Source organism: Sphingosinicella rhizophila (assembly GCF_032378825.1).
Lineage (GTDB): Bacteria > Pseudomonadota > Alphaproteobacteria > Sphingomonadales > Sphingomonadaceae > Allosphingosinicella > Allosphingosinicella rhizophila.
In genome coordinates this window covers 436,892-456,071 of record NZ_JAVUPU010000002.1, presented here as the reverse complement: position 1 = coordinate 456,071, position 19,180 = coordinate 436,892, and the positions used below count along the sequence as shown (strand labels likewise).

Sequence of the window (19,180 nt, the reverse complement as noted above, 5' to 3'; positions counted from 1 at the left end):
TGCGGACACTGGATACCCAGCTAAGTAGTTGTGCATGCACGCCAAACCCCCTGTCATCCGCAACGGCGATGCACCCGGCCACTTCAGGCGCTTCGCGGCGATCGACTGGTCCGGGGCCAAGGGATCGCGCCACAGAAATATCGCGGTCGCCATCTGCGACAGCGGCGAGGCAGCACCCCGGCTGATCGAGCCGGAAAGGCCCTGGTCCCGGACGGGGGTACTGGCTTGGCTGGTCGAGACGTCGAAGGAGGTTCCGACCCTGTACGGCTTCGACTTCAGCCATGCGCCGCCTATCATGGAGCGTGGTGCCTATCTGCCCGGAGAGAAGGATCCGCCCGACAATGCCAAGGACTTCTGGGCCTATGTCGATCGACTTTGCGACGATGAGGATCTCGGCGCCGCCAGCTTCCTGGAAAAGCACCACCGCAGACATTTCTATTTCGGCGCAAGCGACGGCGTGAAGGCGGATTTCCTCCATCACCGGGTCTGCGAGCATGCGTTCAACGCCATCGGCGGCGGCAAGGCTTCGACCGTCTATGATGCGATCGGTGCCTCCCAGGTCGCCAAAGCCAGCTATGCCGGAATGCGGCTGCTCCATCGGCTGAACGGCAAGCTGCCCGTCTGGCCGATGGATCCGGTCCCGGCCGAAGGAAGCCTCGTCGTCGAAATCTATACCCGCGTCTTCATCCTGCTGGCGGGCCTCAAGGGCGGCAAGGTGCGAAGCCGGGAGGTGCTGAACCGGGCGTTGGACGCGCTGGGCAGCCGCCCGGCCGAACTCGCGCGCGAGCCGGACGATCATGCCACGGACGCCCTGATCGCGTCCGCCGGGCTTCGCGCGATCGCCGAAGATCCGCGTTACTGGCGACCAAAGGCGCTGACGCGAAAAATCGCCCGCAGCGAGGGCTGGACCTTCGGCATAAGCTGACGCATGGGAGAAATAGTTCCACGTGCCGGGTTAGCTCAGCTGGTAGAGCAACTGATTTGTAATCAGTAGGTCGTCGGTTCGAGTCCGACACCCGGCACCAGAGCTCCAGTTGTCCAGCCTGGACACATAGGTAACACAACGTACCTGGGACATGGGTGACGACCTCGCGCCGAAACCGGCCACAGCGCTTTCGAACCGCTCGTTCGTCCATGTGCGAGACTGCGAAATTCGGTGAGGAATTGACGGAGCCGAGCCTATCCCCAAACCATCTTCATGATCCTCAACCAATTCTCTCCGAGGATCTTTCTTATTTCCTTTTCGGTATAGCCATGCAGAGACAGCTGGCGCGTCAATTCGGAAAGTTTGGACGGTATCTCCATGCCTTGGGGATAATGATGCGGGGGCTTCGGATAGGCCGATGTCCAGATGCCTTCGCACAGCGCTTGCTCATATGTCGCAAGGGCGTCATCATCCGAAGCCACCCCCGCCTGCATCGAATAATAATCGAGGCCTAGTCCGACGTGATCGACCCCTACACGTCCGACAAGCGCATCGATGTGGACGATAAGCTGGTCGATCGAAGGTCTCGGATCAGCAGCCACCAGTCCCGGAAAGGCGACCACGCCGATCACACCCCCGCTCTGCGCAATGGCGTCGATCAGATCCCATGAGACGTTACGGGGCGTGGCATGGATTGCAGCCACATTGGAATGCGAAAGTACGACAGGAGCGGCGGAACGCTCCACTGCCTGCATCGCCGTCCTTTGACCCGTGTGGCTGCAATCGACGATGATACGGGCCGCGTTGAGGCGCTCCACCAATTTGCATCCAAACCGGCTCAACCCGGCATCACTGCTTTCCTCGCAGCCGTCTCCAACCCGATTTCGCCTGTTATAGGCGAGCTGAATCATCCCCACGCCCAGACTTTTATACAAATCTATCAGATCGAGATCGTCCTCGATCGGGTCGGTTCCCTGGAAATGAAAATAGATACCCAGCCGGCCGGTGGCCTTGGCCACGCCGATGTCGGATGCCGTCCGGATGAGCAGAAGGTCGTCGCGCTCCCGCAAGAGCCTGTGCCAGGGTGCAAGCCTGGTAAGTGTCTCCCCCTTTCCCTCCGTGCTTCCGATGGTCGGCGCGAGCGCGGTCACGCCGCCTTGGCGATACCATTCGAGATAGTCGGGATCGCTGGCGAGCGGGCAGACGGCGTCGATCACGATCGCGGAGTCATGCAGCCTCTGCCAGGGTGCACCGGTCATAGCCGTCGATACCTCGAACCGAAGACGGCAAGTTCGTTGACCTGGCCTCCATCTTCCACTTGGAACGTCGCGAATTGGGGTCCCAGGATATTGGCTACCGGGGGCGCCATTTGGAGACGGTGCGTGTTACCCTGCCAAGGAACGAGCCGGGCGTGAAAGGCACCTTCGCCGGCAAAGCTCAGACCTAAGGATCCTGCCTCCAGATCAATCGCGATCCGGCCGGTCGATCCAGACATATCGCCAAAGTGACCGGTATAAGCAGAGAAGGGAAGACATGAGGCAGGTTTCGGATTCCGGTCCCTGCTCAGCTCAATTTCCTCGCAATGCGCAGCCTGATCGGCTTCGCGAGCGTGAGCAATCAGCGCGGATGACCAATCATGAACCTGGTCGCCGAGCAGCCGATCGATAATCCAATAAGCCACCGCCTTGTGAAAAAGGTAGCGGCGAGACAGCATTCTGCCCGGACCCAATCCGGTATTGGACAAAACGACTATCCCCAGATCCTCCTCTGGAACCAGGCAAACATAGGCTGGAAAGCCGATCATTCCGCCGCCATGTTCCAAATGAACACGCTGACGGTACCTGGCCCGCCACCATCCAAGCGTATATCCATCGCTCGTTTCCCCAAAGAAGCATTCCTCTAGCTTCCCATGCGGATTCTGAACCCTGTGAAGCTCCTGGATGGTCCGAGTATCAATCAGTTGCTGGGTGCCAACACGGCCTTTCCGCAAATTAAGGGAAAGCCATTTAGCCATGTCGGCCGCGCTTGAGACCATCGATCCGGCAGGAGCCTCATTGTCATAGCTGCCCCAAGAAAGAAGCGTCGCGCACCCTTCGCTCTCGGCAAAATGAGGCATGGCCACATTCGCGATCCTCGCTTCGCTCAGCGGAGGCGGTTCGCCAAGAGGACATCCCAGAAAAGTGGGTATTATGCGGTCGCGCGCCCAAATATCGTAAGGGCTCGTACGGGTTCGCGTCATATTTAGCGGCTCTAACAGCCGCATCCGCGTGAAATTCGACCAAGAGCAGCTTGAGACCGCCTCCACGAGTTTGCCTGCCAGGGCATAGAGAAGATTGTCATATTCGAAGCAGTCACGAAATCTCCCGTTCGCGTCGGCGTATCGAAGCTGGTCGAGGGCCGAATTGGAGTCGATCACCGCCAGATAAGGCAGAAGTGCGATGGACAGTCCCGCCCGATGCGTCAGCACGTCCCGGACAGTCAGATGGCGCGTGAGCCATGGATCCTTCAGCTTCAACTCCGGAAGATGGTCGACGATACGGTCGTCCCAGGCGAGCATTCCTTCATCGACGAGCATTCCGATGGCGCTTGCGGTGAAGGCCTTGGTCGTCGATCCAACTTGGAACAACGTGTCGACATCGACTTCGGCGGCGTCGTCGCGTCGGCGGCGCCCAAAACCGCGCCCATAGATCAACTCCTCTCCCCGAACGACCGCAACGGCGACGCCCACAGTCCGCCAGGCTTCGCGAACCTGCTCAATATAAGTGGATAGAGACGCCTCCCAGATCCCGTCAGACATGGCGGGTTGCTCGGGCGTTCGCATGATTCAGAGCTGACGAGAGCAGAATCATGGCTGCTCGTTCAATTCGACGATTTCCTCGAGCATCGCGCTTACTTTGTTCAGATAAGCGCGGTCGGCGCCATGCGCGTCTTCGATCGCGCTTAGAAAGACGGCAACGATGCCAGTGGCGGGATTGGCCAGCGCATATTGGCCGCCCCAGCCGCTGTGCCCGACCGAACGGCCATAAATGGCGAGGTGATTGCTGTAGCGTTGATGGTCTCTGGGCGGCGCGATCGGAATGCCGTCCGCCAGTGTCCGGTCCAGGAACGAAGCGCTTCCAATAGGTCGTCCATCGACGCCCAGTCCCAAGCGGGCAAAGATGGAGAAATAGCGAGCAAGGTCGCGCGGTGTCAGGCAGGCGCCACCGTCTAAGGTGGGGAAGCCTTCGCGGTCGGTGGTGATATGCATGGGATGTTCCAGGCCCGCGGCGTCGACGATGTCCGCAAGGAAGCTGCGCAATGACCTCCCCGTCGCACGTTCGGCAACCCAGCCCAGGATATCGGTGTTGGCATCCTTATACTGCATATATCCGCTCATGTTGCGGGTATCGGTGCTGGTGAGGCGAGCAACGAACGCCCGCTGCGTGTCCTCATGCGCTCGATCAGCCGGCAATCGCCAACCCATCGCTTCCTCGTGCGCATAATAAGTGGCGGAAGGGTTGCTGAAATCCTCAGAATATTCGTTGACGACGTCCATGTTCAAAACCTGCTGGACCGTGGCGTCGGCATAGCCGGAGCCTATTTCCGGAAGATAATCCCGAACCGATCTTGAAAGGTCGATCGCGCCCTCCTCCACCAACCGACCGATCACCAGATTCATCATCGTCTTGGTAATGGATTGAATGCTGTGATGGCTGTCGGGCGAAAAGTCGCGAGCATAATCCTCGAAGAGAATTTCGTCGCCTTGCAGCACGACCATTGCCGAGAAGCAGGGCAGCGACGTCATGAGCCGCACCGTGGGCAAGCTTGCCAGGCCTATCCTGGCGGAAGGGAAGAGCTTCCAGACGTCCGCCGAGCGGAACGACATCACGTAACGGGCGACACGATGCAGATTGTGAAGGCCATGGCGGCGCTCGCCTGGGTTCGTCCAGCGGGCTTTGTTGTTGGCAAGGACCGAAAGATCGCGGTTCGGCTCCAAGGTGAAGCTTTTTATCGAACGGGACTTTTCGAACATCATCAGAGGGTTTCAGATAGGAGACGGGCAAGCGTATCGATCTGCTCGAAGCTGTGGTCGGCAAATACCGCGCATCGGAGCATGCCAGCATCGCCGGCCCCAATATAATGAGAGTGAAAGATAAGGATCCCGGCCTCAAGCAATCGCGACCGCACCGCTTCATTGCCTTGCCGACTGCCTGTGCTGAACGTTGCGATGGGCACGACATTGTCATCGACAGAGATGCCGATCTCCCGGAGGCGCGACTTCAGATAACGGACATTCTGGCGAAGGCCGGCCAGCAAGGCGGGGCTTTGGCGCAGATGCCTTAGGCTCGCCGCGCACATGGCCGCCGCCGCCGGCAGGCCGCACGCGGCACCCCGGCCGATGGAGGTAAGGCGGAAGGCATCCACCAGCTGGGTGGATGCGGGTATGAGACCACCGACCGCGCCAAAGGCCTTGCCGGTCGATCCTCCGTGAATGAAGGATTCGCGTTCGAGGCGATGCTCCTCCACCGCGCCGCGTCCCGTCTCTCCCAATATGCCGAACGAGTGGGATTCATCGACGATCAGCCGGCCGTCATGAGATGCCGCGAGGGCCGCAAGATCGGCAAGCGGCGCGATTTCACCCAATGTCGAATAAAGCCCGTCGGTGACGATCAACGGCCGTTCGCCGGCCTTGAGCTTGTCGCGGAGAAGCTCGACCAGATGTCCCGCATCGAGGTGCCGGAAGGCATGGCCGGGAAGGGTTGAAGCCGCGATCGCTTCTCTCAATGAGAAGTGGGACCATTCGTCGTAGAATATCGCGGAAAATTGCGAAGCTGTCGCTTCGATGGCGAGCGACCCGAAATAATAGCCGGCGGCGAAATAGAATGCATCCTCGCTGCCGAAGAAACGAGCTGCTTCGTGCTCGACATCCAGATGGGGCCGGGTCGCGATTCCATGATTTCGCGGAAACTGATAGCCGCCGCCGGTCGCGATCAAGGCGCGCACGCCAGCGTCCACAAGCTCAGGATGTCCCGACAGGCCGAGATAGGAGGACCCGCCAAAATTGCTGTAGACCCGACCATCAAGAATGATCGTCGCGCCGACCGGCGCTCCGCTGATCCTCGGCTCGATCCTGCCCATCAGCCGCGCACTTCGACCAGGTCGGATCGAACGGATCGTCCGGCCGCCCAGAAATGATAGCCGGACCAGAGCGCCACGATGGTCATAGCCAGCATGGCGTAGCGAAGGGAGTCCACGCCAAAGGACGGATTGAGTCCGTCGCTCAGTATGCCGACCATCTGGGGTCCCACTCCCATGCCGATCAGATTGGCGAAAAGCATGATGATCGAAAGGCTTGTTGCCCGCATATTTTCGGGGACCAGACGCTGCAACAGGGCGAAGGTGGGAGCGAAAAAGAGGTTCAGGACGATCTGGAGAGGGACAAGAGCGGCCAAGGCAAGCAGCTTGGTGGGCAGCAGCAGGAAACCGATGAAAAAGGGCATAACGCAAGCAATCGCGAGGCCCGACCATCGCAATTGAGCCCGCTCGTCATCGGCGAGTCGGTTGCTGCCGATATAACCACCCAAGAGAATGCCGGCGACGCCGCCCAGCGAGAAGATCAAGCCAAGCGCCACGCCGATCGTGGACGTCTCCATGCCATGGCTTCTGATCAGAAATGAAGCGTACCAGGGGTTCATGCCGAAACACATGGTGAAAAGCAGGGTGAGGCCGATCAGGATGTTCCGGCATGATTTGCTCACCCACAAATGCCGGAAGACCGCCCACATTCCGGGCCGCTCTGGATCCGAACGATCTTCGACGGTCCTGGCGGTGCGCGGGTCCTTTATCGTGGTAAAGACGATCAGGGCGAGCAGCAGGCCTGGAAGCCCCATGACGAAGAATGTGAGGCGCCAGCCATAGATTTCACTCAGCCAGCCTCCCAGCGCATAGCTGACGAGCGAAGCGATTGGTCCCCCCAGCCAAAAGATTGCCATGGCTCGGGTCCGTTCGGCGGGCTTGGGAAAATAGTCGCCGATCAAGGAATAGGTTGGCGGTTTGCACCCGGCTTCGCCCACCGCAGCCGCGACGCGGGCCGCAAGAAGCCCCAGGAAGTTGGTCACGAAGACGACGGACATGACAGTCAGCGCCCACAGGCCGATCGCCACGGACGTGATGGTGGCGCGATTACCGCGATCGGCCAGCCTTGCGATCGGAATTCCGGCAATTGCGTAGAACAAACCGAAGGCGATGCCGGTCAGGAAGCCCAATTGCGTGTCGCTGAGCGAAAGGTCCTGCTTGATAGGTTCGAGCAGGATTTGAATGACCCCGCGATCGACGAGATTCAGTCCATAGACCGTGGTCGCGACGCCCAGCACGTAGCGCCGATAGACGGGGCCGGTCACGAGCAGGCCCCAGCCTCGCCGCTCAGGCCATCCGCGACGTCGGCGACCCGCTCGAAACGAAGGCCGCGCGTGCGACTGCTGGTAAAGCGGAAGGACAATCCCGATCCACCCTCTTCGAAGGCCAGAATCCCGCCGGGTGGCCACCAGCCCGACGGCCGAGCGCGCCAGAGGGAGTCTGTGAGCGGTTCGAGCGCGAAATGCTCCGTTCCGAATGCCATGGTGACGGCGAGTATGGGTTCGCCCCCGTCGGCACTGATCTGGGCTTCGGCGCCGACTTCGCGCGCGCGATAGCGTCCAGCGATTTGGCGTCCGTCCGCGCCATTGCCCGAGGGAACCGCGACGAGCGTGTCGACATGCCCGAATTCCTGAAGCCGGATCGAGGATGGATGATCGTCTGCGCCCTCCACCTCGAGCGACAGGCCGAGCATCCTGTAGCGCGCCTGGACCGTCAGCAGCCCATTATCGCCCGCCACGAGCGGCACTTCGAAGCCATCGACCAATGCGAATTGCTGCTCGTCGCGCGTGAAGAGGCGCAGCGCGCGGCCGGTGTCCGGAGACAGGAAAATACCCGTTCGTCGCTGGCCATGATCGACCGGCTCCTCGTCGAGATCAGGCAAGCAGGCTTCCAGCGTCGCGAGCGCAAGGGCCGGACCATTGGCGTCCTGACAATTGCTTATGACGACGATGTCGAGGTCATATTCGCGGGCCTTCAACATGCGCGAACTGCCGCCCATGACGCCGCCATCATGGTAGAGAAGTTCGACACCGCGATGAACCTCGGTCACGATGCCGAGGCCGTAATTAGTCGAAAAGCCATTGTTCAGCGTCAAGGGCGAAAGCATCTTCCGCCATGTCGCCTCGCTCCCGATCCGTGGCCTGTCCATGTGGGCGAGCCAACGCAGCATGTCGTCGATCGTGGAGACGACGCCGGCGTCCCCCGTGAGTTCCATGCCGAGATAGGAACGGACATATTCTCCGGACGCGCCAGTCATATGCAAGGCGGCGCTGTTCGGCACGAAGTCTGTGTCCCATCTCCGTAACATGGTGTCGTGGAGGCCGGCCGGCCCGAATATACGCTGATTGAGGAATTGCTCTAGGCTGAGACCGCAGAGGCGCTCTATCGCGCGGGTGAGAAGCAGGATGCCGCCATTATTGTATATCCAGCGTTCGCCAGGCGGCGCATTCGCGCCGTCCGCCCAACGATAGATGCCGAGCAATGCATCAGCCGTGACCGGTCGTCCGCAGCCGCCAAATTGCCAGCCCATATCGACGACGTCGCGAATGCCGCTGATGTGGCCCATCAACTGCGTAGCCGTGACGGATCCCGTCGCCGGCGCAAGTTCTGGCAGGTAAGTGCCGATGGCGGCTTCGGCATCCGCCAAACCATCCTCGACGAGGAGCATGAAGGCAAGACAGGCGAAATGCTTGCTCATCGAGGCAATGCGCATCCTTGTCGATGTTGTCAGCGCGATCGGCAACTCGGCGTTGGCAAGACCGAACGCCTTGCGATAGGCCGGGCAGCCGTGGACGGAGATGCCCACTGCGGCGCCTGGTCCATCGCATCGGTCGAAAGCCGCGAAGATCGCATCGATCCGTGCCGGCTCTATCTCGCATGCCTTCTGCTCGGCCATAATTTGATCGTTTCGTTCGAACGCCAGGCCTAGAAGCGATAGTTCATCTGGACACCGATCGTGCGTGGCCTGAGCCGATAGCCATAGACAGCGTCCGCCGCCGCACTGTCGCCGCGATAAGTGAAGGCATCTTCGTTGGTGATGTTGCGGACGAAGATGTCCACGCCGAGATTGCCAAACTCAATTCCGGCGTTGAAATCCAGCTTGATGTAGTCGCCGGCACGGGTGTTCGCGGACTGCGCGAGATCACCATAGAAGGCGCCGACATAGATGGCGTCGACCCTGAGCGAGGCGTCATATCCTGCCAGTGTATATTTGTGCAGGATGCCCGCGTTCGCATTATATTTCGGCGCGCCCGGAAGGCGATCGCCGCTTTCCGCTCCGATCGCGGGCACGTCCTCCGTCAGCTTCGCATCCGTCAGCGATCCGCCAAGATCAATACGGGTTGCGTCGCTCACCTGCCATGTCAAGGCGAACTCGAAGCCTTCCGACACGGCGGCGCCCGCATTAGCGAAATAGCCGAAGCCGCCGCCGCACGGACCGGAAAGCGCAGGGGTTCGCACACGCACCGGAATGCCCTTCCATTCCGCGCGATAGACGTCCGCCGACACATGGACCTTGCGGTCGAAGAGGGCGAATTTTCCGCCAATCTCATAATTGTCGACGCTGTCGGATTCCAATCGTCGAGTCGACGCGATGCTCGTGACGCCGTCGCCGTCATAGATGCCGTCATTGTCGAGATCGCACACGCCCGCCGGCAGGCCGGCCTGGAGCCGGCCAAGCCGGAAGCCCTGAGAGAAATCGGCATAAAGAAGCACATTATCGCGCGGCTTATAAGCCGCGTTCAGGCGATAGGTTTCGCCCGACGCGCCCCCTTTTTCCTGCGAGAACTGGCCGGCGGCGGAATAGAAGCCACCAACCGCATCGAGCAAGAAATCACGGTCATAAGTGTAATGGCGGACGCCCCCCGTCAGCGTGAGGCCGTCGACCGGCTCGAACGACAGCTCGCCATAGGCGGCCTTCTGGGTCAGGTCCCGCTCTTCCGTATAGACGCCGGCGTCGGTCACACCGCGCGGGCCCGGAACCACGCCGATCGCGTTCTCCATCGTGACGTTGCCATGCCAGCGATTGTCGGCAAAGGCATTGTCCGTCACATCGCCATGATAAAGGCCGGCGATGAAGTTGATCGGGCCTTCGAGCGAGGAAACGAAGCGTATTTCGCCGACATCCTCCGAATGGTCGCTGTTGAAATATTGGGAGAGCGGCCAAGGCGTGAGATAGGCGCTGAGCGGGATCGCCGAGATTGATTTGCTGTCGACATGCGAATAGGTCGCCACCAATTGGCCCCAATCGATATGATATTCCATAGTGGCGGTGAAGATATCGATCTTCGTGTCGAAGAAGGCCGGGCCGCCGCCATGTTCGGGTGCTATGTCGAGAATCGCCTGCACGTAGCCGGGGCGGGTCGACAGAGCGATGCCGTCGGTCTCAGTCTTCTGGGTGATATAAGTCGCGGTGAACCTCAGATCGTCGATCGGCTGGAACAAGGCCGCGATCCTGCCGCCCGTAACATGGGTGCCGCCGAGATGATCCTCGTCCGCCGCCGACGCTTGCGCACCGAAGGGAATGATTGCGGATGCGATGAAGGCCGGATCGGACGCCGCACGATTGTCGACGAAACCGCTATCCTCATAATCATAGGCGACAGCGCGAATGGCGAACCGGTCCATGACGACAGGAATATTGATCATACCCTGAAGCACGTAGTTGATGTCGCCGTTGCGTGACATCGAAGACAGCGATCCGGCCACACGACCCTCGATCTCCGCAAGCAGCGGCGCATTTGGGATGGTACGCACGGCTCCGCCCATCGACGCATTGCCGAACGACGTGCCTTGCGGACCGCGAAGCACTTCAATCCGCTGGATATCCACCAGTTTCAAGTCGACGCCGGCACCGCCGTACAGGCCGGCTGCGCTCGTCGTCTCCACTTCGCCAAAATAGGTCGCCGTCGTCGGACCGGACCCGAAATTTTGGCCGGTCGTGGCGCTTTCGATGCCCCTGATCGTGATCGATTGGCCGGCGCTATGCTCCATCTGGTTGACGCCGGGAATGCCTCGAAGCGCGTCTGCGGATCCAAGCAGTCCGCGTTGCGCGATATCCTGGCCGGAAATGGCGGTGATGCTCATGGGAACATCGTCGACTCTTTCACTACGGCGACGCGCAGTGACCACGATCTCAGCATCGGCCTCGCGCTGCCCGACTTCCGCAGATGCCAACGCCGAGTCGACTGCCGAAGACGCAGTCTCCTGGGCTTGAACGCGATCCCGAGCCACGGCCAGGGGAGCTTTGCTGACGAGGGCGCTGGTCTTGTGAAGCCGATAGACCGAATAAGTCCGAGCACCCATCTTTCGGGCTGAAAGCCCCGTCCCGCTCAGCAGCGCCCCCAACGCCTGATCGATATCCATATTTCCTCGGACGGCGTTGGTACGCTTGTCCCTGGTGTCCTTGCGGATCGATATGATCTGGATATCGGCCTGCTTGCCAAGCAGAGCGATACCATCGACGGCCGATTGTGCGGCAACATCGAACGACCGGACCTGGGCTGCGGCAGAGGCCGATGCCGTAGATATTACGGCCGTGGATGCCGCGAGAGCACTGCGCAAAAGAAAGTTGGTCATGATCCTCCCCCTCGGTTCCGGGAGCGGCTTCTGCGCTCCTGCCATGAAGAGTCCCTGTTCGAAACTTTCCTACCACCGCGTGCCGATTAGCGTGTGAAATGCGGCGTACCGATGCGAATTTTCGTGGGGTCGGCTGTATCAACAGTGATATTCATGCTGACACCAAGTGCACGAGCGAAACCTTCAGGATCATTGGCGCTAAACGTCCCGTCTATCTGTTCGGACAAGAGCGCTGGGTCGGTGATGACGATCTGACGCTGATTATATCTGTTGAACTCCGCTGCGGCGAGCCTCAAGGGCTGAGCAACCAGATCGATCCTGCCGCTTCGCCAAGCCAATGCGCGGTCCGCCTCTGCTGGTGACACCGGGACCCGTTCCACTCCGGCATTGTCGGCGATAAATGTCCGCGAGCCGGCGGCAAGCCGCACACGATTGCCTTCGGCACCATCCGCCCAAGCCACGACGACGCCTTCGGTCACCAGAATTTCGGCGCCCGCCACACCGCCCTCGCCAGCCTCTCGCCTGCGAACGGAAAAGGCAGTTCCCACCGCCTGCACCCGTACGCGACCTGCCTCGACTACGAAGGGCCTCGTCTTATCCTTGGCTACCTGAAACCAGGCTTCGCCGCGCTCGATACGTGCCGAGCGCCTGGATTCCGCAAAATCAACGCTCACGACGCTGGCAGTGTTTATCGCGGCGACTGATCCGTCGGCCAGAGGGACGCTGCGAATTTCACCAACCCTCGTCTCGAAAACCGCTGGCCTGCTCCACACGAGCAACCCACCGGCGAACGAGGCAGCAAGAGCAGCGCCAAGGCCCAGAAAGACGCGCCGACCCATTGAAGTGCCGCGATTTGCACCATCGCTCTCAGAATCGAAACGATCGGCTAACGCGTGAACCCTTGGACCGAGCGCCAACCAGGCCGCCTGCGCCCGGAGAAAGGCGCCGCGCCGAAGGGGATCGCTCGAAAGCCAGACTTCCAGTGCCCGCTCCGAACTTTCGTCCCAACCGGCCGCATCCATGGCAACGAGCCAACGGATCGCTTCGGCCTGGCGGTCGAGACTGGTTTCGGAACTCATCCGCGTTCCCCTTTCGCCATCGCGATCCGCTGCATCTGCTCGGCCGAGCGTGTATCTGCCTCAGCCCAAGCTCGGAGAATTGTCTGCACGCCTTTGTGCAATTCCTTCTCGACCATTCCTTCGCTCATACACATCACAGCTGCGATCTCCCGTTGCGTCCGGTCCTCAAGCTTCCGCATTTTGACGATCCGACGGCAACGCTCCGGCAACTCCTCAATGAGCGCCCGAAGCCGAGTCTGGTTGCGGCGATCATCGGCCTCTTGTTCCGGACTGGGCCTTTCATCGTCGCGGTAGGATTCGATCTCGGCGACGGTGTCGATAGGCACCACTCGCGCCCGCTTGAGCCGTCGCACCGCCAAGTTGCGCGCCACTGAGAAGAAGTAGGCGCCGGGACGGCTGATATGTTCGACGGCGTCTAGGCTCGCCAGCCGGCAATAGGCCTCTTGGATGACGTCTTCGATATCCTCCAGATCAAAACGCGAGCGCGCAAGCCAAGCGCGCACGGCAGGCTCGTGGGGCATGACGTGGTCCGCCACCCACCGTGCGATGCGATTGCGCCGTTCGACCTGACAGCCCGTCGCCGTATCCCTTCCCTTTCGAGCCAATTCCCACGCCGGGTATAATCCGCCCGACAAAGAGTCCCGGCCGCGAACTTTCCTACCACACGCCGGCGCCAGGACTAATTTCGATCGAGAGGTTCATTTCCGTACGACTTGCTCCACGGTCTGCGTACAGCGTCGGCCGGAGGCGGAATGCGGCACCAAACAGAGGACGGGATGTCGCCGAGAATGGGATCACTTACCCGGCCAGGAACGGCAACCCCCGCCGCGCCTCCACCGCTTCCGCAAGGCCGTTGAGCATCCGGACCGTGGCGTCCCAACCGGCACAGCCGTCGGTGATGCTCTGGCCGTAGACCAGGGTGCGAGGGTCGGCGAAATCCTGCCGTCCCTCGACGAGATGGCTTTCGATCATCATCCCGAAGATGCGCCGTTCGCCATCGGCGACGCGTGCGGCCACGTGGCTTACGACATCCTGCTGGTTGGCCGGATCCTTGCGGCTGTTGCCGTGGCTCGCATCGATCATCAGGCGGCACGGCAGGTCCGCCCGTTTTGCCTCCGCTTCCGCCGCCGCTATGCCCCGTTCGTCGAAATTGGGCTCGGCACCACCGCGCAGGATGACATGGCAATCGTCATTTCCAGCGGTCGTGAGGATCGCCGATCCGCCGCGCTTGGTCACGCCGACGAAATGATGGGAATGGGAAGCGGCCTTGACGGCGTCGAAGGCGATGCGGNTCATTTCCAGCGGTCGTGAGGATCGCCGATCCGCCGCGCTTGGTCACGCCGACGAAATGATGGGAATGGGAAGCGGCCTTGACGGCGTCGAAGGCGATGCGGAGGTTGCCGTCGGTGCCGTTCTTGAACCCCACCGGGCAGGAGAGGCCGGACGCAAGTTCGCGATGGACCTGGGATTCGGTGGTGCGGGCGCCGATCGCACCCCAGGCGACGAGATCGGCGATATATTGCGGCGTGATCATGTCGAGATATTCGGTGCCGGCGGGAAGACCCATCTCGTTGATGTCGAGCAGCAGCTCGCGCGCCGTCCGCAACCCCTTGTTGATGTCGAAGCTGCCGTCGAGATCGGGATCGTTGATGAGCCCCTTCCAGCCGACCGTGGTCCGCGGCTTTTCGAAATAGACGCGCATCACGATCTCCAGCCGGTCGCCAAGGCGCCGCCGTTCGCCCATCAGCCGCCCCGCATAATCGCGCGCAGCCTCGGGATCGTGGATCGAACAGGGCCCGACCACCACGACGAGCCGGTTATCCTGGCCGTGGAGTATCTCATGGATCGCATGCCGCCCCCGGTAAACGGTTCGGCTCGCCGCATCGCCCGGCGACAGCGCGCCAAGCAGGCTCTCCGGCGAGGCCAGTTCCTTGATGCCGGTGATCCGGACGTCGTCGATCTTCTTCGTCATTGTCCCTGCCGCATCACGGATGACCCTGGGCCACAAGCTCCTTAGGATCGGGGCCGATAAATAGCGAGAGTGCCCGCATAAGCGCACCCGACCGGCTTTTCAGTTGGCAAGTGAGCTGCAGGATGTCCAGAATGGCGCAGGCCGGCAGAATGATCGGACGCGGAGGGAAGCAACACGATGGAGATCGTCGCCGCCGACATTGGCGGGACCCACGCACGGTTCGCGATCGCGGAGATCCGGGAAGGCCGGGTGGCCTCGCTCGGCAGCGAAACCACGCTCAAGACGGCGGCACATGCCAGCCTTCCGCAGGCCTGGGAGGCGTTCAAGCGGAGGCTGGACCGGCCGCTTCCTTCCGCCGCCGGGATCGCCATGGCAGGGCCGATCCAGGGCAAGATCCTGAAACTCACCAACAATCCGTGGATGATCCGCCTCGCATCGATCGGAGATGAGCTGGGTGTCGACCAGCTGGCGCTGATCAATGATTTCGGTGCCGTCGGTCATGCCGTCGCCCAGCTCGATCCAGACCATTTCCGCCATCTGTGCGGGCCCGACCAGCCGCTGCCGGCGCAGGGCGTGATCAGCATCATCGGCCCCGGAACCGGCCTTGGCGTGGCGCAGCTCCTGCGGCGCGACGGCCATTATCACGTGATCGAAAGCGAAGGCGGCCATGTCGATTTCGCGCCCCTGGACAGCCTTGAGGATCGGATCCTGGACTTGCTCCGCAGCCGCTACCGGCGCGTGTCGGTGGAGCGCGTAGCCTCTGGCCTGGGCCTGGCCAACATCTACCAGTCCCTGGCACAAATCGAGGGCCAGCCTATCGCCTATCATGACGAGAGAGAATTGTGGGAGGCGGCCATGGGCGGGACCGACCAGCTTGCCGCAGCCGCCCTGGATCGCTTCCTGCTGACCCTCGGCGCCGCCGCGGGGGACATGGCACTGGCCCACGGCGCCGACGCCGTCGTGATCGCCGGAGGTCTGGGCGCGAGGCTGGCGGACCGGCTTGCCGATTCCGGCTTTCCGACGCGGTTCGTGGCCAAGGGCCGCTTCGAACGCCGCATGGAAACGCTTCCCGTGAAGCTTATCACGCATCCCCAGCCCGGCCTGTTCGGAGCAGCCGCCGCATTCGCGCAGGAATTCGGGCGGTAGCGTCGGACTCGTGCCATGCTGGCGTCGGAGCCGGAGAGGCGGAGGCGTTGCGAAGAACCGCGGGGCCTCGACGATCGCCGGATCGCAGCAGGATCGACCTGTAGCTGCGCCGTGGGCCGGGGTGGTAAGCGGGCCGGCCTTCGGCTATGGCCGCATGCTCACGCCAGCACATGCCGAAGGCCAGCGGCCGGATCAGGATGAGGCATATCTCCCGAAAAGGGACGGTCATATGCCATTCATTGTCGATCGCCGATGATTGGGCTAGCCGTGCGGAGGCAGGCAAGGTTCAGTAAGGGATTGATTTGAAATGACGATGACGACCGCCATGATGCTCCTTTTGCAGGCAGCGGCTTCCGCGCCGGCCCAGGCTCCCGCCCAGGCGCCAGCAGCAAGCCAGACCCGCGCACAGGCCCAGGCCCAGGCCAAATCCGCCTTCGACGCGATGGATGCCAATCGCGACGGCCAGGTGGACAAGGCCGAAGCAGACAAGGTCTTCGCGGCGCGCGTCTCGGCGGCCGAAGGACGCGCCCGCGCGCAGCGCGATGCGCAGTTCGCGCGGATCGACAGCAACAAGGACAATATGATCAGCAAGCAGGAATTCGAGACGGCATTGACTGCCAATCGGCGTCCGGCGACCGCCAATTCGGCGGGTTGGATCAGCGGCGCCGACACCGACAAGAATGGCAGGGTGTCGCTGAACGAAGCCACGGCGCAAGTCCTGGCCACGTTCGATCGCATGGATGCCAATAAGGACGGCAGGCTGAGCGCGGCCGAAATGCGGCCCGCGCGCGCACCGGCCGCGCGCCGGCGATAAAAGCCAAGCCTTCGGCCAACGGCCGATGGCAAGAAGAAGGGCAGGATGCACGCATCCTGCCCTTCTTCTTTTTCAGAGCCGGCGACTGCCAGCTGTCAGATGCGAAGCTGGCTGGACTCGTTCTCGGTCATATCAGACCGAAAGCGAGTCCCGCATTTCCTTGCCTTCAGTGCGTTCCGAGCCGCCAGGTGATTCCATGGCTCGAACGTCCGCATCCTCAACCAGCGTCGGCCTTCGTGCTTTTCTTGCGGGCCGGGGCTTTCGGCCCCGCGGGCTTGGCATCCGGCGTCGCATCATATTTGAGCGCGTCGATCAGCGGCTGAATGCCGGGTCCATATTTGCGGAAGCGCTCCACCGAACCCGTGTAGACCGGCTTGCGCACCTGGGCGACGCTTGCAGTCTTCACCGGGCGGCTCGATTTGTGGAACTCGACACAGGCCGGGTCCCAATCCAGGCCGACATGCTCGATCAGCTTGCGGGCATTGCCTTCGACGTCGGCGACGACCTCTTCATATTGGACATCCATCAGGACGCCTTCCGGAAGCACATTGTGCCAATGATCCATCAGGTCTTGATATTGGAGATAATAGCGGCCCAGCTCACCGAAGTCGTAGCTGTGCGGCATGTCGTCCTTGAACAGCTTCGTGAAGCCCGACAGGCAGGTGTCGACGGGATTGCGCCGGGTATGGACGAACTTCGCGTGCGGGAAGATCAGGTGGATCAGGCCGACGAAGAAATAATTGGTCAGCAGCTTGTCGGTGATGCGCTTATGGTCACCGGCCGTGGGCTCGATCTGCTTCAGATAGGATTTTCCGAGCGTCTCGAAGTGAAACTTCTCCAATTCTTTCAACATGGCAGGATATTTCGCCATCGAGGGGAAGCGGTCACGCAGCTGGCCGATAGCACGCGCGAGATATTTAACTTCGCCGGCCCCAAAGACATCCGGGTGACTTGAAAGGATCTGTTCGACCAAAGTCGATCCGGACCGCGGCATGCCGACGATGAAGATCAGGCGATTGGTCGGCAACCCGGCAAAGGGCCGCTTATCGAACAATTCGGCGGTAAATGCCGCCTTGATGTCCGCGAAGAATTGCAACGTCTCCTGCTCGTTATAAGCGAGCGTCGCCCGCTTGAGCTTCGTGCCCTTGAGATAATGATCGAGCGCGCGCGGATGCTGCCCGATATCCTCCAGCGCCTTGGCGAAACCGAAATGGAGAGCCATGAGCCGCGGATCGTCATGATTCTTCGACGCCTTGAAGATGGCTTCCATCCTCTCGACCAGTTCCGGAGCGTCCTTGAAATCCACCAGGTCGTTCAAATTGGCATAAGCGCCATAATTCTGGGAATTGAGCTCGAGCGCCTTCAGGATCTCGGTCCGCCCTTCGTCGAGGCGGCCCACCGACTTCAACGCAACACCATAGAAATTATGCGCTTCCGGTGAATTCGGCGCATGCTTCAACGCCTCCTCAAGCATCGCCGTGGCTTCATCATACCGGTCCGTTTCGTGATACAATTGACCCAGCACAATCATCGCATCGGCATGATCGGCCTTGGCGGCAAGGGCCCGCCGTGCGGCCTGCTCTGTCGCCGTGAAATTGTTTCGCCGCAACTGCACGCGCGCGGTCGTCGTCAGCGTATCGGGGTTGTTCGGCTGTACCCGCAGCGCATCCGACAGCGTCCGCAGCGCATCCGTGTCCTTGCCTTGCTGGAATTGAAGCAAAGCGAGATTGTTATAGGCCTCGATATAATTGGAATTCTGCGACATGGCCTTGCGGAAAGCATGTTCCGCTTCCGCGAGCTTGCCCAGATCCTTCAGCAGGCTACCCAGATTGTTATACGCCTCGGGGTAGATTTCGCGGTGCTGAAGCGCCTTGTGATAATAGCCAAGCGCCTTGTTATGCTCGCCTATGAACCGGCTTGCATTGGCGACATTGTTATAGGCCTCGGCGAAATTGGGATTGAGCTCGATAGCCTTGAGATAGGCTGCGACAGCTTCGCGATAGGCTTTGCGCTGAAAATTGAGGATGCCGATATTGTTATAGGCGGACGCTTGTTTGGGATCGAGCTCGATTGCCTTCTGCAATGCCTGGCGTGCCTCGACATTCCGTCCGCGCTGCCGCTCGATCTCACCCAGATTCGCGTAGAAGCTCGCATTGCGGGGCGCCAGCGAAATGGCCTTCTGCAGCATGGCCGCCCCCTCCTTGGAGTTGCCGATCGCATTCAAACTCACGCCAAGCACGTTATAGCCATCGGCCATCTTCGGATTATGCTGCACGATCTGCTTCGCGACGTCGTGCGCTTCCTTGAATTTTCCCTGCGAGAACAGCTTCCCCGCGGCCTCCACGGCCTTAGCGGGCGTCATCGGGATGCGCTTCATCTTTGGAGCGTTGGCGGCGGCCGGAACGGTCGCGACTGCAGAATCGGGATTAGCCATTGATATTCCTGTCAAAGCTTTGGGTAGGATTGCGATGGGAAGGTTAGCGGATTCCTGCCCGCCATAGCAAATCGATTAACACCGCCGGGAAGCCGGCTCTCACGGGAACCACGGCAAT

Annotated in this window: 15 protein-coding genes and 1 tRNA gene; 4 read left to right on the top strand and 12 right to left on the bottom strand. The window is 61.1% G+C overall.

From position 1 onward, the window contains the following. Positions 1–34 precede the first annotated feature (34 nt). Both RQX22_RS05235 and RQX22_RS05230 read left to right on the top strand, forming a co-directional pair. Entirely contained in the window at positions 35–925 is an 891-nt protein-coding gene (locus RQX22_RS05235) for a hypothetical protein (protein ID WP_315724316.1), read from the top strand. A gap of 24 nt (positions 926–949) precedes the next feature. Continuing rightward, positions 950–1,025: transfer RNA gene (locus RQX22_RS05230), tRNA-Thr, on the top strand. Between the two features lie 154 nt (positions 1,026–1,179). On the opposite strand, the gene RQX22_RS05225 is transcribed toward RQX22_RS05230, so the two are convergent. From RQX22_RS05225 to RQX22_RS05170, 11 genes are all read right to left on the bottom strand, one after another. Further along, entirely contained in the window at positions 1,180–2,184 is a 1,005-nt protein-coding gene (locus RQX22_RS05225; RefSeq protein WP_315724314.1) for a membrane dipeptidase, read from the bottom strand. Continuing rightward, positions 2,181–3,722 carry a serine hydrolase domain-containing protein gene (locus tag RQX22_RS05220; protein WP_315724312.1) on the bottom strand — a complete coding sequence of 514 codons (1,542 nt, stop codon included), beginning with the start codon at positions 3,720–3,722 and terminating at the stop codon, positions 2,181–2,183. Before RQX22_RS05220 ends, RQX22_RS05225 begins: the two co-directional genes overlap by 4 nt. A gap of 48 nt (positions 3,723–3,770) precedes the next feature. Continuing rightward, the gene (locus tag RQX22_RS05215; RefSeq protein ID WP_315724310.1) at positions 3,771–4,940 is read right to left on the bottom strand and encodes a serine hydrolase domain-containing protein; all 1,170 of its coding nucleotides are present in this window, start codon (positions 4,938–4,940) and stop codon (positions 3,771–3,773) included. Beyond that, positions 4,940–6,043, bottom strand: coding sequence for an aminotransferase class I/II-fold pyridoxal phosphate-dependent enzyme (locus tag RQX22_RS05210; protein WP_315724308.1), 1,104 nt, complete (start codon positions 6,041–6,043; stop codon positions 4,940–4,942). Before RQX22_RS05210 ends, RQX22_RS05215 begins: the two co-directional genes overlap by 1 nt. Next, positions 6,043–7,305, bottom strand: a complete 1,263-nt coding sequence (locus tag RQX22_RS05205) for a spinster family MFS transporter (RefSeq protein ID WP_315724306.1) — start codon at positions 7,303–7,305, stop codon at positions 6,043–6,045. The genes RQX22_RS05210 and RQX22_RS05205 overlap by 1 nt, the downstream gene beginning before the upstream one ends. Then, on the bottom strand, positions 7,302–8,936 hold the full coding sequence (locus RQX22_RS05200; protein ID WP_315724304.1) for a serine hydrolase domain-containing protein: 1,635 nt from the start codon (positions 8,934–8,936) through the stop codon (positions 7,302–7,304). Before RQX22_RS05200 ends, RQX22_RS05205 begins: the two co-directional genes overlap by 4 nt. 29 nt (positions 8,937–8,965) lie before the next feature. Further along, positions 8,966–11,617 (bottom strand): TonB-dependent receptor, encoded by a 2,652-nt coding sequence (locus RQX22_RS05195; protein ID WP_315724302.1) that lies wholly within the window; start codon positions 11,615–11,617, stop codon positions 8,966–8,968. An 86-nt stretch (positions 11,618–11,703) separates the two neighbouring features. Continuing rightward, positions 11,704–12,456 (bottom strand): FecR family protein, encoded by a 753-nt coding sequence (locus RQX22_RS05190; RefSeq protein WP_315724611.1) that lies wholly within the window; start codon positions 12,454–12,456, stop codon positions 11,704–11,706. A 236-nt stretch (positions 12,457–12,692) separates the two neighbouring features. After that, entirely contained in the window at positions 12,693–13,232 is a 540-nt protein-coding gene (locus RQX22_RS05180; RefSeq protein ID WP_315724300.1) for an RNA polymerase sigma factor, read from the bottom strand. Positions 13,233–13,494: 262 nt separating this feature from the next. Further along, on the bottom strand, positions 13,495–13,932 hold the full coding sequence (locus RQX22_RS05175; protein ID WP_315724298.1) for a hypothetical protein: 438 nt from the start codon (positions 13,930–13,932) through the stop codon (positions 13,495–13,497). Beyond that, a complete protein-coding gene (locus RQX22_RS05170; RefSeq protein ID WP_315724297.1) occupies positions 13,886–14,668 on the bottom strand; it encodes a 3-deoxy-7-phosphoheptulonate synthase in 783 nt (260 codons plus the stop codon). The genes RQX22_RS05175 and RQX22_RS05170 overlap by 47 nt, the downstream gene beginning before the upstream one ends. 177 nt (positions 14,669–14,845) lie before the next feature. Here RQX22_RS05170 and glk point away from each other — a divergent pair, with 177 nt between their 5' ends. Then, complete coding sequence (glk, locus tag RQX22_RS05165) at positions 14,846–15,814, top strand: glucokinase (RefSeq protein WP_315724295.1); 969 nt, start codon at positions 14,846–14,848, stop codon at positions 15,812–15,814. Positions 15,815–16,121: 307 nt separating this feature from the next. After that, on the top strand, positions 16,122–16,628 hold the full coding sequence (locus RQX22_RS05160) for an EF-hand domain-containing protein (protein ID WP_315724293.1): 507 nt from the start codon (positions 16,122–16,124) through the stop codon (positions 16,626–16,628). Between the two features lie 217 nt (positions 16,629–16,845). Here the strand turns inward: RQX22_RS05160 and RQX22_RS05155 are convergent, their stop codons facing one another. Next, the gene (locus RQX22_RS05155; protein WP_315724291.1) at positions 16,846–19,062 is read right to left on the bottom strand and encodes a sulfotransferase; all 2,217 of its coding nucleotides are present in this window, start codon (positions 19,060–19,062) and stop codon (positions 16,846–16,848) included. Positions 19,063–19,180: the final 118 nt, after the last annotated feature.